This window comes from Streptomyces gilvus (assembly GCF_022513565.1).
Lineage (GTDB): Bacteria > Actinomycetota > Actinomycetes > Streptomycetales > Streptomycetaceae > Streptomyces > Streptomyces gilvus.
Genome location: NZ_JAKWBE010000008.1, coordinates 256,122 through 271,053 on the forward strand (window position 1 = coordinate 256,122; position 14,932 = coordinate 271,053).

A 14,932-nucleotide genomic window follows, 5' to 3' on the forward strand; every position below is an offset into this window, starting at 1 on the left:
CATACGGGGGCGGCCAGGCAGGGTCAATGCGCGAAGGCGCACACCCGGGGCGGATCGCCCCATACCCGGCACAAGAAGCGTCTCGCGAGGCCACGCAGGCCCGCGACTCCCCTTCCGTGACACCGGTGGGCGTCGGGTTCGTCGGGAGGGAAGAGCCCGCAGACTAATACGAGGGAGCCGATCATCCAAGAGCCCGTTTCTTCCGAGACCGAGTTCGAGCCGGAGGCCACCCGGCGCGCGGCCGACGTCAGTGAGAGCGCCCGGGCCAACCGGGGCTGGTGGGACCGGAACGCGGACGAGTACCAGGTCGAGCACGGCACGTTCCTCGGTGACGACCGGTTCGTGTGGGGTCCCGAGGGGCTCGACGAGGTGGAGGCGGAGCTGCTCGGCCCGTCGGAGGACCTCAAGGGCAGGGACGTGCTGGAGATCGGCGCCGGCGCGGCGCAGTGCTCGCGCTGGCTCGCCGCGCAGGGGGCGCGTCCGGTCGCCCTCGACATCTCCCACCGCCAGCTCCAGCACGCCCTGCGCATCGGCGGCTCGTTCCCCCTGGTGTGCGCCGACGCGGGCGCCCTTCCCTTCGCCGACGGCTCCTTCGACCTGGCGTGCTCGGCCTACGGGGCGCTGCCGTTCGTGGCCGATCCGGTGCTGGTCCTCAGGGAGGTGCGGCGGGTGCTGCGTCCGGGCGGGCGGTTCGTCTTCTCGGTCACGCATCCGATCCGCTGGGCGTTCCCGGACGAGCCGGGCCCGGAGGGGCTGAGCGTGTCGGCCTCGTACTTCGACCGGACGCCGTACGTCGAGCAGGACGAGGAGGGCCGCGCGGTCTACGTGGAGCACCACCGGACGGTCGGCGACCGGGTGCGGGACGTGGTGGCCGGCGGCTTCCGGCTGGTCGACCTGGTCGAGCCGGAGTGGCCGGCCTGGAACACGTCCGAGTGGGGCGGCTGGTCACCGCTGCGCGGGAACCTGATCCCGGGCACGGCGATCTTCGTCTGCGAGCGGGACTGACGGAGATGCCGGACTGACGGTACGCGCGCGTGCCGGCGTTTCCGGGAGCCGTACGACACTGGGGGCGTGATCCGTTACGACGCCCTGGACGCGCTGCCGGTGCACAGCGCGCTGCCCGCCCTGCGTGACGCCCTGGACGGGCACGGTACGGCGGTGTTGGTCGCGCCTCCCGGAACGGGCAAGACGACCCTCGTGCCGCTCGCGCTCGCCGGGCTGCTCGGGGACGGGCCCGCGCGCCGCGTCGTCGTGGCCGAACCGCGCCGGATCGCCGCCCGCGCCGCCGCCCGGCGGATGGCGTGGCTGCTGGGCGAGAAGGTCGGCGGGAGCGTCGGGTACACCGTGCGCGGCGAGCGGGTCGTCGGCCGGCACGCGCGCGTGGAGGTCGTGACGACCGGTGTGCTGCTGCAGCGGCTGCAGCGGGACCAGGAGCTGGCCGGCGTGGACGTGGTCGTGCTCGACGAGTGCCATGAGCGGCATCTGGACGCGGACACCACGGCCGCGTTCCTGTGGGACGTGCGGGAGACGCTGCGGCCCGAGCTGCGGCTGGTGGCCGCGTCGGCGACGACGGACGCGGAGGGGTGGGCGCGGCTGCTGGGCGACGCGCCCGTGGTCGAGGCCGCCGGCACCGCGCACCCGGTGGAGGTGGTGTGGTCTCCGCCGGCCCGCCCGGTACGGCCGCCGCACGGCATGCGGGTGGACCCCGCGCTGCTGGCGCATGTGGCGTCGACGGTGCGGCGGGCGCTGCGGGAGCGGGACGGGGACGTGCTGTGCTTCCTGCCGGGCGTGGGCGAGATCGCGCGCGTGGCGGGGCAGTTGGGGGATCTCGGCGACATCGAGGTGCTCCAGGTGCACGGACGGGCCCCGGCGGCGGTGCAGGACGCGGTGCTGGCACCGGGCGAACGGCGCCGGGTGGTGCTCGCGACCTCGGTCGCGGAGTCCTCCCTCACGGTGCCCGGAGTGCGGGTGGTCGTCGACTCGGGGCTGGCGCGGGAGCCCCGCGTCGACCACGCGCGCGGGCTGAGCGCGCTGACGACGGTACGGGCCTCGCAGGCGGCCGGGCGGCAGCGGGCGGGGCGGGCCGGGCGTGAGGCGCCGGGGACGGTGTACCGGTGCTGGGCGGAGGCGGAGGACGCGCGTCTGCCGCGTTTCCCGGCGCCCGAGATCAAGGTGGCCGATCTGACGGCCTTCGCGCTCCAGGCGGCGTGCTGGGGCGACCCGGACGCGTCCGGGCTGGCGCTGCTGGATCCCCCGCCGGGCGGGGCGATGGCGGCGGCGCGGGCCGTGCTGACGGCGGTAGGTGCGGTCGACGCCGACGGGCGGGCCACGGAGCGGGGCGTGGTGCTGGCCCGGCTGGGGGTTCATCCGCGACTGGGGCGGGCGACGCTGGACACCTCGGGCGAGGGCGCCGAGGCGGTGGCCCTGCTCTCGGAGGAGCCGCCGCGGGAGTACGGCGACGATCTGGCGACCGCACTGCGCATCGCTCGGCGCGGGGGTGACGCGTATGCCGGGAGGTGGCGTGCGGAGGCGCGCAGACTGCGGGCCCTGACGACCGACCTGACCGGTCCGGCGCGACCCGGGAACGAAGCCGCACGGGGGGCCGCCGCGCCCGCCACGACCGCCGCGTCCCAGTCGCCCGATACCGCCTCTCCGACGGCCGCCGACCCGCCGCGTACAGCCGCCGCACACGACATCCCCGCGTTCGCGAGCCGCCCGGTCGCCGGCTCCTCACCCGCCCCCGTCCCTTCCGATGACGACTCGCTGGTCGGTGTTGTCGCGGCACTCGCGTTTCCCGAGCGGGTCGCGAAGGCGGACGGGGGGTCGTATCTGATGGCGTCGGGGACGCGGGCCGAGCTCGGCGAGGGCAGTCCGCTGCGGGGTGCGCCCTGGATCGCCGTGGCGGTCGCCGACCGGCCCGTCGGCAAAGGGCACGCGCGTGTACGGCTCGCCGCCGTGATCGACGAGGACGTGGCCCGGCGCGCGGCCGCCCCTCTGTACTCCGAGGCCGAGGAGGTCCACTGGGCCGACGGGGACGTCGTGGCCCGGCGTGTCGAGCGGCTGGGGGCGATCGAGCTGGCGGTGCGGCCGCTGGGGGACGCCGACCCCGTCCTCGTACGCGAGGCGCTTGTGGAAGGGCTGCGGCAGGACGGGCTCGGCCTGTTGCGCTGGTCGCCCGCCGCCGTCGTACTGCGGCAGCGGCTCGCCTTTCTGCACCTGCACCTCGGGCAGCCCTGGCCCGACGTGTCCGACGACGCGCTGCACGCGCGCGTGGACGAGTGGCTGGAGCCGGAGCTGGGGCGGGCCCGGCGGCGGGCCGACCTCGCCCGGATCGACGCCGGCCAGGCGCTGGGCCGTCTGCTGCCCTGGGCCTCGGGAGAGGCGGGGCGGCTGGACGAGCTGGCGCCCGAGCGGATCACCGTACCGAGCGGGTCCGGAATCCGGATCGACTACTCCGACCCTGAACGGCCCGTGCTCGCCGTGAAGTTGCAGGAGATGTTCGGGCTGCACGAGTCGCCGGCGATCGCGGGGGTGCCGTTGCTGGTGCATCTGCTCTCCCCCGCCGGCCGGCCCGCCGCCGTCACCGCCGATCTCGCCTCCTTCTGGAAGGACGGTTACAAGGGGGTGCGCGCGGAGCTGCGCGGCCGGTATCCGAAGCATCCGTGGCCCGAGGATCCCGCCTCCGCCGAGCCGACCCGGCACACCAACGCGCGCCTCAGGCGCTGACCGGTTCCGGTGCCTGCGCCGCGGCCGGTTCCGGGTCGCCCGGGCGGCGGCCGCGGGCCTCCAGCCACAGGGCGAGGGCCAGCAGCAGGGTGCCGAGGACGAGGAAGCCCCAGGGCAGGTAGGACGTCATCAGCAGGACGAGGGTGCGGTTGGACTTGACCAGGGCGACGGTGTGCCTGATGTAGTCCTCGCGCATCTTCACGTGCCCGGCGAAGGCGGTCACCTTGTCGCGGCCGCCGAGCAGGGTGCCGCCGCGCAGTTCCTCCTTGTGGATCTCCTCGCCGTAGACGGGGGCGCCGGTGACCGGCTCGACCCAGAACTTGCGGACCGTGGTGTACCAGCGGGTGGTGCCGGTCCTGGCGACGGACTGGGGGGTGATGCCCTTGACCGGCATCACCTTGGGGAACCTCACCTGGGTCCAGGGGATGGTCTGCTCGAAGTAGTAGACCTTCAGGCCGCGGAAGTCCTGGGTGCCCTTGTAGTGGATGGGGTTGGTGGTGCGGGTCTGGGCGTCGAAGTACTCGTAGTCCCTCTTCTGCGTCAGGAACGGGAACTTGAACTCGATGCCGGTCCGTTTCACCGGGTCGCCGTCGACCATCTCGCCGGTCGCGTGGACCGGGGCCTGGCTGTGGGCGTCGAAGATGTAGCGCTCGGGGATCTCGGAGACCATCTTGCCGTCGGGCCCCTGGACGTAGGACAGGCCGTCCCAGACGACGACGTCCCGCCCCGCCGTCCGGTCGATCTTCTTCGCGGCCGCCACATCGCCCTTGAGGGTCTGCACGATGGTGACCTTCGGGACGGTGCGCGCCTTCATGGTGCCGTAGTCGAGCAGTGTCGCGTTCTTCGCCTCCAGCACCACCGCCTGGTACTGGTTGGCCGGGATCTTGGCCAGGCGCGGGAAGGCGTACCAGCGCAGCAGTGGGGACAGGGCCGCGAAGAACACGGCGAAGGCGAGCAGGACCAGACTGGCCTTGCGGCGCATCTCGGCCTCCCGGGCGGACGGCTACGGGTGTGCGGGCACCGTCGTCAGCAGCGGCTTCGGGGACGTCTTTCCCGTCGGCGTCCCCATCGCGGTGATCGTGAGGACCAGCGCGAACGCGACGGCGAGACCGGTCGCGGCGGCGATCAGGGCGCGCATGCCTGCCTCCCGACGGACGGAACTGATACATCGTCAGGTCCGGCACCGTAGCAACGGGTGGCCGAGATGAGAACACGTTGCACACACAACGACGGCGCCCCCTGTGAGGGGGACGCCGTCGTCGTCGTACGAAGGGCTACGCGCTCGGGCTCGCGGACGGGCTCGGCGAGGGGCTCGCCGAGGAGTCGGCCGCGGCCACGGTCAGCTGGACGTCGAGCGTGGCGCCGCCGGCGGTGGTGATGCGCAGGACGAAGGTGCCGGTGGTGTCGTCGGAGTACAGCTGCGGCAGCTTCAGCAGACCGTCGGCATCCGTCTGAAGGCCCGTCAGGGTGCGTACGGTCTTCCCGTCGGCGTCCTTGAAGTAGGGGCCCTTGTCGTCCTCGGTCGGGTCGAGCACCGACTTGACGAGGGTCGCGGTGACACCGACCTTGTCGGCGACGGCGCCCTTGTAGGTGGCCTTCACCTCGACCTGGTCGGCGAACTGGCCACCCGGGGTGCAGGTCAGCGCGGTGTCGCTGGTGCGGACGAGGGTGTCGGCGACGCGCTCGGTGACGCTCGCCTTGTAGTCGACGCCGGTGACCGCGCGGCCCACGACGGTGGCCCTGACGGTGAAGTCGCCGGTCTTCTCCCCCGCTTGGAGGGCAGGTGCGACGGCCACACCGGAGTTGTTGGTGACGACGGTGGCGACCTTCTCGCCGCCGGTGAAGGCGGAGTCGGTCGTGCCGACGATGGTGAAGCGGACGCGGACCTTGGCGACGGCCTTGCCCGCCTTGGTCACGGCCTTGGTGCTGATCTTCTCGGTGAAGGCGTCCCCGGCCATCGCGGTGAGCTTGGGGGTGCCGGCGTCCGCCAGGCGGTCCACCGTGTCGGTGGGGGTGGGGGTGGGCGACGGGGTGGACGGTGTGCTCGGGGTGCCCGACGGCGGGGTGGGGCTCGGGGAACTGCTCGGCGGCGTCGTCTTCCCCGGCTTCGCCGGCTTCGTGGTCGTCGTCCTGGAATGGGTCTTCGTCTTGTCGTCGCTGCTGTGCGACGGCAGCGTGCCCGTGCCGTCCGGGATCTCGTGGGTGCCCTTGCGGTAGTACTCCAGCCACGACAGGACCAGGTTGAGGTAGTCCTGCGAGCCGTTGTAGCTGAGGATCGCGCTGTTGAGGTTCGACTGCTGGGACAGGTCCCAGTTGTTGCGGCACAGGTAGTGCGCGGCGGCGAGGGCGGCGTCGTAGACGTTGTTGGGGTCCTTGACCCCGTCGCCGTTGCCGTCCCGGCCCGCCCATGCCCAGGTCGAGGGGATGAACTGCATGGGGCCGACGGCCTGGTCGTACTGGCTGTTGCCGTCGTACTTGCCGCCGTCGGTGTCCTTGATCAGCGCGAAGCCGTTGCCGTCGAGCTGCGGGCCGAGGATCGGGGTGATGGTGGTGCCGTCGGCGGTGACCTCGCCGCCGCGGGCCTGGCCCGACTCGACCTTGCCGATGGCGGCGAGCAGTTGCCAGGGCAGGTTGCAGCCGGGCTTGGCCTCCTTGAGTGCCTGCTCGGCCTTCTTGTAGGCGTCGAGGACGGTCGCCGGGATGCCGGCCTCCGCCGCGCCCTGCGCGACCGGGGTGGAGCCGGCGCTCGGCGAGGCGCTGGGGCTGGGGTTGGGGCTGTCGAGCGGCGGCAGGTCCGTGTAGTACCGCGAGTTTCCGGTGGCGGTGCCGCTGTCGGCGGTCGCTTCGGGGGTCGGCTGGGCGTCCGCGGCGGTCTGTCTGCCGTGGTCGTCGACCGACACCCCCGGAGCCTGGGACGCGGACAGTGCCGCCACCGCGACCGCTGCCACGGCCGTGGTCGCCGCACCCTTGGCCAGCCGCCTGCCGAATTGCGCCGCCATAGAGTGAACCCCTCCCGTGGACGCCCGAGCGCCCGTCTTTTGTCTGTGTCCTCGCCCTGTTGTGACGAGCGACCCACGGTGCAGGTTGCCCGCTCCGGGCTGTGACCCAGGCGACCCTACGACAACTTGCTTTCCAGGTGCACCCGTTCGTGCCCGGTTTTCACCAGTTGGCCATGTGCGGTTTGACCGGAACGGAGCCCGCATACTGGACCCTTCCGATCAATGTCGCCGCGGAGGAGGCCCGTTGCCGTTCACCCTGAGCCATGCGGCGGCGGTTCTGCCCGCCGTGCGCGCCGACGGAAGCGGGCGGGGACGACTGGTTCCGGCCGTTCTCGTGGCCGGTTCCTTCGCGCCCGACATGACCTACTTCGCGGCGAGTGTGGTTTCCGGCGGCATGGAGTTCGGGACGGTCACCCATTCCCTGCCCGGTGTCCTCACCGTCGACGTGCTGATCGCCTGGGCGTTGGTGGGTCTCTGGCTGCTGGTGCGCGAACCCCTGGTGGCGCTGCTGCCCCGGGCCCGGCAACCGCGCCCGGCCGCGCTGTTGCGCTGCGGGGCGCCACGCGCGCGCGTACGGCCGTCGGTGGTGGCCCGGTGGTACGGGTCGGCGGCGCTGGGCGCGCTGACGCATGTCGTGTGGGACGGGTTCACCCATCACGACCGGTTCGGGACACGGCTGTTCCCCGCGCTGAACGACGTGGTCGCGGGCTTCCCCCTGTTCTGGTACCTGCAGTACGGGTCTTCCGTGCTCGCCGGGGTGGTGATCGCGGGGTGGCTGGTCCGGGCGCTGCGACGCGCACCGGCGCCTTGGGCCCCGTCCGCGGTTCCCGCGCTGTCGGCGCGGGACCGGTGGTGGGCCCTCGTGGTCGTCGGCGGGTGCGCCGGGGCCGGGGCGGCGGAAAGGGCGGCACGCTGGTGGGCGTACTGGGGATCCACGGCGAAACCCTGGGAGCTGATCCCGGCGATCTGCTTCGGAGCAGGCGCGGGCCTGGTACCGGGCCTGCTCCTGTACGTCGTCGGGGTACGAGCACGTCGCCGGCCCCCGGAGCTCGCCGAACGGGAGCACGCCATCGCGGAACGGAGCCGCCCGGCCGGTCGCTGACAGGTCGCGCGGAGCGCTTCGATCAGCCGATGACGCCGGGAACGAAGCGCTCCGATCAGGCCAAAGACACCGGGACCGAAACACTCCTGTCGGCCGAAGACGCCGAGAGCAGAGCATTCGGTCGGCCGAAGACGCCAGCAGCGAAGCGCTCCGACCGGCCGAAGACCCCGGGAACGAAACCCTCCTATCGGCCGAAGACACCGAGAGCAGAGCATTCGGTCGGCCGAAGACGCCAGCAGCGAAGCGCTCCGACCGGCCGAAGACGCCGGGAGCCAAGCACTCCGACCGGCCGAAGACGCCGGGAGCCAAGCACTCCGACCGGCCGAAGGCGTCGGCGGCGGAGCCCGCCGATCAGGCCGAAGGCGACGGGAGCACGGCGTTCGGTCGGCCGAAGGCTTCGCGGCGGTGCCGTGCCGTTCGGCGTGGTCCGGGCCTCGCTCGTTGCCGGCCGGCAGCTCGGCCGTCTGCGGAACGGCGCCGTCGTGCGGGCCGGTGGTGGGTGGCCTCAGCGCCGAGTCGGGCCGTCCGGCCGGTCGGTGAAGGTGGCTGCGGGCACGACGAACACCGGGAAGGCGCGGCCGCGGCGGAGGCGGAGGAGGCGGGCGGCGGCGTGCCGGGCGCGGAGGGCGCATCCGGCCGCGTAGCTGCGGCCCAGGCCGGCCCACAGCCGCCACAGGGGCGGTTCGCCGGGGGTGGTGAGCCTGCGGCGGAGGCCGACGGCGGTGCGGTGTGCCGTGCGGCGCAGGGCCATGACCAGGTCGGCGGGGATGCGGGCGGTGCTCGCGGTGGCGGCGTGGGCCGGCACCGGGGCGGGGGGCACGACGGGCACCGGTGCGGCGCCCTGCGCTCCCGCCGGGCGGCGGTGGAGCAGGCGTATACCCATGCCCGCATCCTTACGGGACCCAGGAGCGCGGGGCGTGCTGACAAGGGCCACGTGAGTGACCAGGCCCAGAGCCGAGGGCACGCCACAGCAGGGTGCGCGTCACACCATGACCCCGCGACACGTCGCAGCCCAGCCTCACGACGACGAACCCCCTGCTCGACCGCCGGAGGCTGGTGCGGCACCCTGCGCTCGCGCAGGGCGGCGGTGGAGCAGGCGTATACCCATGCCCGCATCCTTACGGGACCCAGGAGCGCGGGGCGTGCTGACAAGGGCCACGTGAGTGACCGGGCCTCGAGCGGGGGGCACGCCGCAGCAGGGTGCGAGTCGCAGCATGACCTCGCGACGCGTCGCAGCCCGACCTCACGACGACGAACCCCCTGCTCGACCGCCGGAGGCTAGTGCAAGGCTAGTGCGCCGCCGACTCCCAGTCCGGGCCCGCGCCCACCGAGACGCCCAGCGGGACGTTCAGGTGGACCGCGTCGGACATCTCGCGGCGGACGATCTCCTCCGTGGCCGCGCGCTCGCCGGGGGCGATCTCCAGGACGATTTCGTCGTGGACCTGCAGGAGCATGCGGGACTTCAGGCCGGCCTCGCGCAGCGCGTCGTCCACCTTGAGCATGGCGATCTTGACGATGTCGGCCGCCGTGCCCTGGATCGGCGCGTTGAGGGCCATCCGCTCGGCGGCCTCACGCCGCTGGCGGTTGTCGCTGTTGAGGTCGGGCAGATAGCGGCGGCGGCCGAAGAGGGTCGCCGTGTATCCCGTCGCCCGCGCCTCGTCGACCGCCCGGCGCAGATAGTCCCGGACGCCACCGAAGCGCTCGAAGTACGCGTCCATCAGGGCCCGCGCCTCACCCGCGTCGATGTTCAGCTGCTGGGACAGGCCGAAGGCCGACAGCCCGTAGGCCAGGCCGTACGACATCGCCTTGATCTTGCGGCGCATCTCCGCGTCGACCGCGCCCGGCTCGACGGCGAACACCTGCGAGGCGGCCGTGGTGTGCAGGTCCTCGCCGGAGGTGAACGCCTCGATGAGGCCCGCGTCCTCGGAGAGGTGCGCCATCACGCGCAGCTCGATCTGGCTGTAGTCGGCGGTCATCAGCGACTCGAAGCCGTCGCCGACCACGAAGCCGCGGCGGATCGCGCGGCCCTCGTCGGTGCGGACCGGGATGTTCTGCAGGTTGGGGTCGGTGGAGGAGAGCCGGCCGGTCGCGGCGACGGTCTGGTTGAAGGTGGTGTGGATCCGGCCGTCCGTCGCGACGGTCTTGATCAGGCCCTCGACGGTGACCCGGAGCTTGGCCTGCTCGCGGTGGCGGAGCATGATCACCGGCAGCTCGTTGTCCGTCTGGGTGGCCAGCCAGGCCAGCGCGTCGGCGTCCGTGGTGTAGCCGGTCTTGGTCCGCTTCGTCTTCGGCAGGGCCAGCTCGCCGAAGAGGACCTCCTGGAGCTGCTTGGGCGAGCCGAGGTTGAACTCGTGCCCGGCCGCCGCGTGCGCCTCCTTCACCGCCTGCTGGACGGCTCCGGCGAACATCTGCTCCATGGCCTCCAGATGGGCCCGGTCGGCCGCGATGCCGTGCCGCTCCATCCGGGCCAGCAGGGCGGAGGTGGGCAGCTCCATGTCCCGCAGCAGGTCCGCGGCGCCGACCTCCCGCAGCCGGCCCTCGAAGGCCTCGCCCAGGTCGAGGACGGCGCGGGCCTGGACCATCAGGGCCTCGGCCTCGGCGCCGTCGTCCGTGCCGAACGCCAGCTGGCCGTCGGCCGCCGCGGCGGGGGCCAGCTCGCGGTGCAGGTACTCCAGCGAGAGGGCGTCCAGGTCGAAGGAGCGTCGGCCCGGCTTGACCAGGTAGGCGGCGAGGGCGGTGTCCATGGTGACGCCGTCGACGCTCCAGCCGTGCTCGGCGAAGACCCGCATCGCGCCCTTGGCGTTGTGGAAGACCTTCGGCCTGCCGGCGTCGGCCAGCCAGGCGGCGAAGGCCGTCTCGTCCGCCTCGTCCAGCTGGGAGGGGTCGAACCAGGCTGCCGGCCCCGCGGGCGCGGCGAGCGCGATCTCGGCCACCGAGCCGGTGCCCAGCGCCCAGGTGTCGACGGTGGTCACGCCGAGCGTGCCGGTGCCGTGCTCGGCGAGCCAGGGGGCGAGCTCTCCGGTGCCGAGGACGGTGCCGTCCAGCTCCACGCCGTCCGTGGTGATCGGGGTCGCCTCGGCCTCCTCGGCGCCCGGGTCGACGGCGAACAGGCGCTCGCGCAGGGAGGGGTTGCGGATCTCCAGGGTGTCCAGGATCATCGCGACGGCCTTGCGGTCGTACGCGGGGCGCTCCAGGTCGGTGACCGCCTTGGGCAGCTGGACCTGCCGCTCCAGCTCGGTCAGCCGGCGGTTGAGCTTGACGGACTCCAGGTGGTCGCGGAGGTTCTGGCCGGCCTTGCCCTTGACCTCGTCGACGCGCTCGACCAGCTCGGCGAAGGAGCCGAACTGGTTGATCCACTTCGCCGCCGTCTTCTCGCCGACTCCGGGGATGCCCGGCAGGTTGTCGGACGGGTCGCCGCGCAGGGCCGCGAAGTCGGGGTACTGGGCGGGCGTCAACCCGTACTTCTCGAAGACCTTCTCCGGGGTGAACCGGGTCAGCTCGGAGACGCCCTTCGTCGGGTACAGCACGGTGGTGTGCTCGGAGACCAGCTGGAAGGAGTCGCGGTCGCCGGTGACGATCAGCACCTCGAAGCCCTCGGCCTCGGCCTGGGTGGCGAGGGTGGCGATGACGTCGTCGGCCTCGAAGCCGTCGACCGCGAACCGGGAGACGTGCATCGCGTCCAGCAGCTCGCCGATCAGCTCGACCTGGCCCTTGAACTCGTCCGGGGTCTTGGAGCGGTTCGCCTTGTACTCCGTGAACTCCTCGGAGCGCCAGGTCTTGCGGGAGACGTCGAAGGCCACCGCGAAGTGTGTGGGCGCCTCGTCACGCAGGGTGTTGGCCAGCATCGACGCGAAGCCGTAGATCGCGTTCGTCGGCTGGCCCGTCGCCGTCGTGAAGTTCTCCGCGGGCAGCGCGAAGAACGCGCGGTACGCCAGCGAGTGCCCGTCCATGAGCATCAGGCGGGGGCGGTCGCCGCCGGGGGACGTCTCGGTCTTCTTCGATGCTGTCTCTGCCACGTCCCCGATCCTGCCACGCCCCACTGACAGTCGGCCGCCATCGACGGTCACGGCCTGGAAGCCGTTGCCCCTTCCGCAACCCTTGCTCCATGCGCAACCATGCTGGTGTCCTCGGCAAACCCGGCGACCGCGTTGTCGCCGGTGCGTGCGAGGATCGGACGTGTAGGGCACGGGCGCCGGCGAAGGAGACTCAGCGATGGCAACGAAGCCGCCCAAGGGCGATCCGGTTCAGGACGCGCCGCAGGTCGCCGAGCCGCAGCACGCGGCGGCCGGCCTGCCCGCCATCGGGCACACCCTGCGCATCGCCCAGCAGCAGATGGGCGTGAGGCGCACCGCGCTGACCCTGCTGCGGGTCAACCAGAAGGACGGCTTCGACTGCCCGGGCTGCGCCTGGCCGGAGCCGGAGCACCGGCACACGGCGGAGTTCTGCGAGAACGGCGCCAAGGCGGTGGCCGAGGAGGCCACCCTGCGCCGGGTCACCCCCGAGTTCTTCGCCGCGCACACCGTCACCGACCTCGCGACCCGCAGCGGCTACTGGCTGGGCCAGCAGGGACGCCTCACGCACCCCATGTACCTGCCCGAGGGAGGCGACCGCTACGAGCCGGTGAGCTGGGAGCGGGCCTTCGACATCATCGCCGAGGAGATCGCCCGGCTGTCCTCCCCGGACGAGGCCCTCTTCTACACCTCCGGGCGCACCAGCAACGAAGCGGCCTTCCTCTACCAGCTGTTCGCGCGCGAGCTGGGCACCAACAACCTGCCCGACTGCTCGAACATGTGCCACGAGTCGTCCGGCTCGGCCCTGTCGGAGACGATCGGCATCGGCAAGGGCAGCGTCCTGCTGGAGGACCTCTACAAGGCCGACCTGATCATCGTGGCCGGGCAGAACCCCGGCACGAACCACCCGCGCATGCTCTCCGCCCTGGAGAAGGCGAAGGCGGGCGGGGCGCGGATCGTCAGCGTCAACCCGCTGCCCGAGGCGGGTCTGGAGCGGTTCAAGAACCCCCAGACCCCGCAGGGCATGCTCAGGGGCGCCGCCCTCACCGACCTGTTCCTGCAGATCCGCATCGGCGGCGACCAGGCACTCTTCCGCCTCCTGAACAAGCTGATCCTGGAGACGGACGGCGCGGTCGACGAGGAGTTCGTGCGCGAACACACCCACGGCTACGAGGAGTTCGCCGCCGCGGCCAAGGCCGCCGACTGGGAGGAGACGCTCGCCGCGACCGGCCTCACGCGCGCGGAGATCGAGCAGACCCTGGACATGGTGCTCGCCTCGAAGCGCACCATCGTGTGCTGGGCGATGGGCCTGACCCAGCACAAGCACTCCGTGCCGACCATCCGCGAGGTGGTCAACTTCCTGCTCCTGCGCGGCAACATCGGCCGCCCGGGCGCGGGCGTGTGCCCGGTGCGCGGCCACTCGAACGTGCAGGGCGACCGCACCATGGGCATCTTCGAGCGGCCCGCGCCCGCCTTCCTGGACGCCCTGGAGAAGGAGTTCGGCTTCGCGCCCCCGCGCGAGCACGGCTTCGACGTCGTACGGGCCATCCGCGCGCTGCGGGACGGCGAGGCGAAGGTGTTCTTCGCGATGGGCGGCAACTTCGTGGCCGCCACTCCCGACACCGAGGTCACGGAAGCCGCCATGCGCCGTGCCCGCCTCACCGTGCACGTGTCGACCAAGCTGAACCGCTCGCACGCCGTCACGGGCGCGCGTGCGCTGATCCTGCCGACCCTCGGCCGCACCGAGCGCGATCTGCAGGGCAGTGGCGAGCAGTTCGTGACCGTCGAGGACTCCATGGGCATGGTGCACGCCTCCCGCGGCCGCCTGGAGCCCGCGGGCCGGGAGCTGCTGTCCGAGCCGGCCATCGTGTGCCGGCTGGCACGCCGCGTGCTGGGCGAGAACAGCGTGGTGCCGTGGGAGGAGTTCGAGAAGGACTACGCCACGATCCGCGACCGCATCGCGCGGGTGGTGCCCGGCTTCGAGGACTTCAACGCGCGCGTGGCCCGCCCCGGCGGCTTCGCCCTCCCGCACGCCCCGCGCGACGAGCGCCGCTTCCCGACGAAGACCGGCAAGGCCAACTTCACCGCGGCCCCCGTGGAGTACCCGGAGCTGCCCGAGGGCCGGCTGCTGCTGCAGACCCTGCGCTCGCACGACCAGTACAACACCACGATCTACGGCCTCGACGACCGCTACCGGGGCATCAGGAACGGCCGCCGGGTCGTGCTGGTCAACCCCGAGGACGCGCGGCGGCTGGGCGTGGCCGACGGGTCGTACGTCGACCTGGTGAGCGAGTGGAAGGACGGGGTGGAGCGGCGGGCGCCCGGCTTCCGGGTCGTGCACTACCCGACGGCACGCGGCTGCGCGGCCGCCTACTACCCGGAGACCAACGTCCTGGTCCCGCTGGACCACACCGCCGACACCAGCAACACCCCGGCCAGCAAGTCCGTCGTCGTACGTCTGGAACAATCGGCAACCGACTGAGCGTTTGCTCAGTCGACTTGCACGACTGATCACGACGAACGGAGCCTGGCCCATGGGCGAGCAGCAGCACGTGACGTTCCCGCAGGAGGTCATCGACGAGTACGCGGCACTCGGCGTCGACCTCCCCGCGCTGTTCTCCGCCGGGCACCTCGGCACCCGGATGGGCGTCCAGATCGTCGAGGCCTCCGCCGACCGCGTCGTCGGCACGATGCCCGTCGAGGGCAACACCCAGCCCTACGGCCTGCTGCACGGCGGCGCCTCCGCCGTACTCGCCGAGACACTGGGCTCGGTCGGCTCGATGCTGCACGCGGGCAGCTCCAAGCTCGCCGTCGGCGTCGACCTGAACTGCACCCACCACCGGGGCGTGCGCTCCGGCCTGGTCACCGGCGTGGCCACCCCGCTGCACCGGGGCCGCTCGACCGCCACGTACGAGATCGTGATCAGCGACGAGGAGGGCCGGCGGGTGTGCAGCGCCCGGCTGACCTGCCTGCTGCGGGACGTCCGCCCGGGCGACGGGGCACCCGTGGACGCCACCGACTGACCGGCGACCGCCAGGCCCGGCCGGCCCGGTCGCCGTCGGCACCTTTCCCGGCCCACCCCGCTCACCTACCGT

General features: G+C 72.6%; 10 protein-coding genes. 5 read left to right on the forward strand and 5 right to left on the reverse strand.

Features of this window, described 5'->3' with window-relative positions:
• Positions 1–180 precede the first annotated feature (180 nt).
• The gene (locus tag MKW14_RS15640) at positions 181–1,005 is read left to right on the forward strand and encodes a class I SAM-dependent methyltransferase (protein WP_240863192.1); all 825 of its coding nucleotides are present in this window, start codon (positions 181–183) and stop codon (positions 1,003–1,005) included.
• 66 nt (positions 1,006–1,071) lie between these two features.
• Positions 1,072–3,726 carry an ATP-dependent RNA helicase gene (locus tag MKW14_RS15645; protein WP_240863148.1) on the forward strand — a complete coding sequence of 885 codons (2,655 nt, stop codon included), beginning with the start codon at positions 1,072–1,074 and terminating at the stop codon, positions 3,724–3,726.
• On the opposite strand, the gene pgfA is transcribed toward MKW14_RS15645, so the two are convergent.
• From pgfA to MKW14_RS15660, 3 genes are all read right to left on the reverse strand, one after another.
• Positions 3,716–4,708 carry a cell envelope lipid trafficking protein PgfA gene (pgfA, locus tag MKW14_RS15650; RefSeq protein WP_240863149.1) on the reverse strand — a complete coding sequence of 331 codons (993 nt, stop codon included), beginning with the start codon at positions 4,706–4,708 and terminating at the stop codon, positions 3,716–3,718. The genes MKW14_RS15645 and pgfA overlap by 11 nt on opposite strands.
• 21 nt (positions 4,709–4,729) lie before the next feature.
• Positions 4,730–4,864, reverse strand: coding sequence for an SPW_0924 family protein (locus MKW14_RS15655; RefSeq protein ID WP_107416174.1), 135 nt, complete (start codon positions 4,862–4,864; stop codon positions 4,730–4,732).
• 136 nt (positions 4,865–5,000) lie between these two features.
• Entirely contained in the window at positions 5,001–6,725 is a 1,725-nt protein-coding gene (locus tag MKW14_RS15660; RefSeq protein WP_240863150.1) for a lytic transglycosylase domain-containing protein, read from the reverse strand.
• A gap of 244 nt (positions 6,726–6,969) precedes the next feature.
• Between MKW14_RS15660 and MKW14_RS15665 the strand changes: the two genes are divergently transcribed.
• Positions 6,970–7,827: a DUF4184 family protein gene (locus MKW14_RS15665; protein WP_240863151.1), complete on the forward strand. Its 858-nt coding sequence runs from the start codon at positions 6,970–6,972 to the stop codon at positions 7,825–7,827.
• A 505-nt stretch (positions 7,828–8,332) separates the two neighbouring features.
• Here the strand turns inward: MKW14_RS15665 and MKW14_RS15670 are convergent.
• A complete protein-coding gene (locus tag MKW14_RS15670) occupies positions 8,333–8,710 on the reverse strand; it encodes a hypothetical protein (RefSeq protein ID WP_240863152.1) in 378 nt (125 codons plus the stop codon).
• A gap of 406 nt (positions 8,711–9,116) precedes the next feature.
• A complete protein-coding gene (gene polA, locus MKW14_RS15675) occupies positions 9,117–11,843 on the reverse strand; it encodes a DNA polymerase I (RefSeq protein WP_240863153.1) in 2,727 nt (908 codons plus the stop codon).
• Between the two features lie 196 nt (positions 11,844–12,039).
• On the opposite strand from polA, the gene MKW14_RS15680 reads away from it, so the two are divergent.
• Positions 12,040–14,319, forward strand: coding sequence for an FdhF/YdeP family oxidoreductase (locus MKW14_RS15680; RefSeq protein WP_240863154.1), 2,280 nt, complete (start codon positions 12,040–12,042; stop codon positions 14,317–14,319).
• Between the two features lie 52 nt (positions 14,320–14,371).
• Positions 14,372–14,860, forward strand: coding sequence for a hotdog fold thioesterase (locus MKW14_RS15685; RefSeq protein WP_240863155.1), 489 nt, complete (start codon positions 14,372–14,374; stop codon positions 14,858–14,860).
• The last annotated feature ends 72 nt before the right edge of the window (positions 14,861–14,932 follow it).

Excerpts from the sequence above, each read along its gene's own strand:
- pgfA (WP_240863149.1), bottom strand. The coding sequence starts at position 4,708 with ATGCGCCGCAAGGCCAGTCTGGTCCTGCTCGCCTTCGCCGTGTTCTTC.
- MKW14_RS15655 (WP_107416174.1), bottom strand. The coding sequence starts at position 4,864 with ATGCGCGCCCTGATCGCCGCCGCGACCGGTCTCGCCGTCGCGTTCGCG.
- MKW14_RS15660 (WP_240863150.1), bottom strand. The coding sequence starts at position 6,725 with ATGGCGGCGCAATTCGGCAGGCGGCTGGCCAAGGGTGCGGCGACCACG.
- MKW14_RS15670 (WP_240863152.1), bottom strand. The coding sequence starts at position 8,710 with ATGGGTATACGCCTGCTCCACCGCCGCCCGGCGGGAGCGCAGGGCGCC.
- MKW14_RS15680 (WP_240863154.1), top strand. The coding sequence starts at position 12,040 with ATGGCAACGAAGCCGCCCAAGGGCGATCCGGTTCAGGACGCGCCGCAG.
- MKW14_RS15685 (WP_240863155.1), top strand. The coding sequence starts at position 14,372 with ATGGGCGAGCAGCAGCACGTGACGTTCCCGCAGGAGGTCATCGACGAG.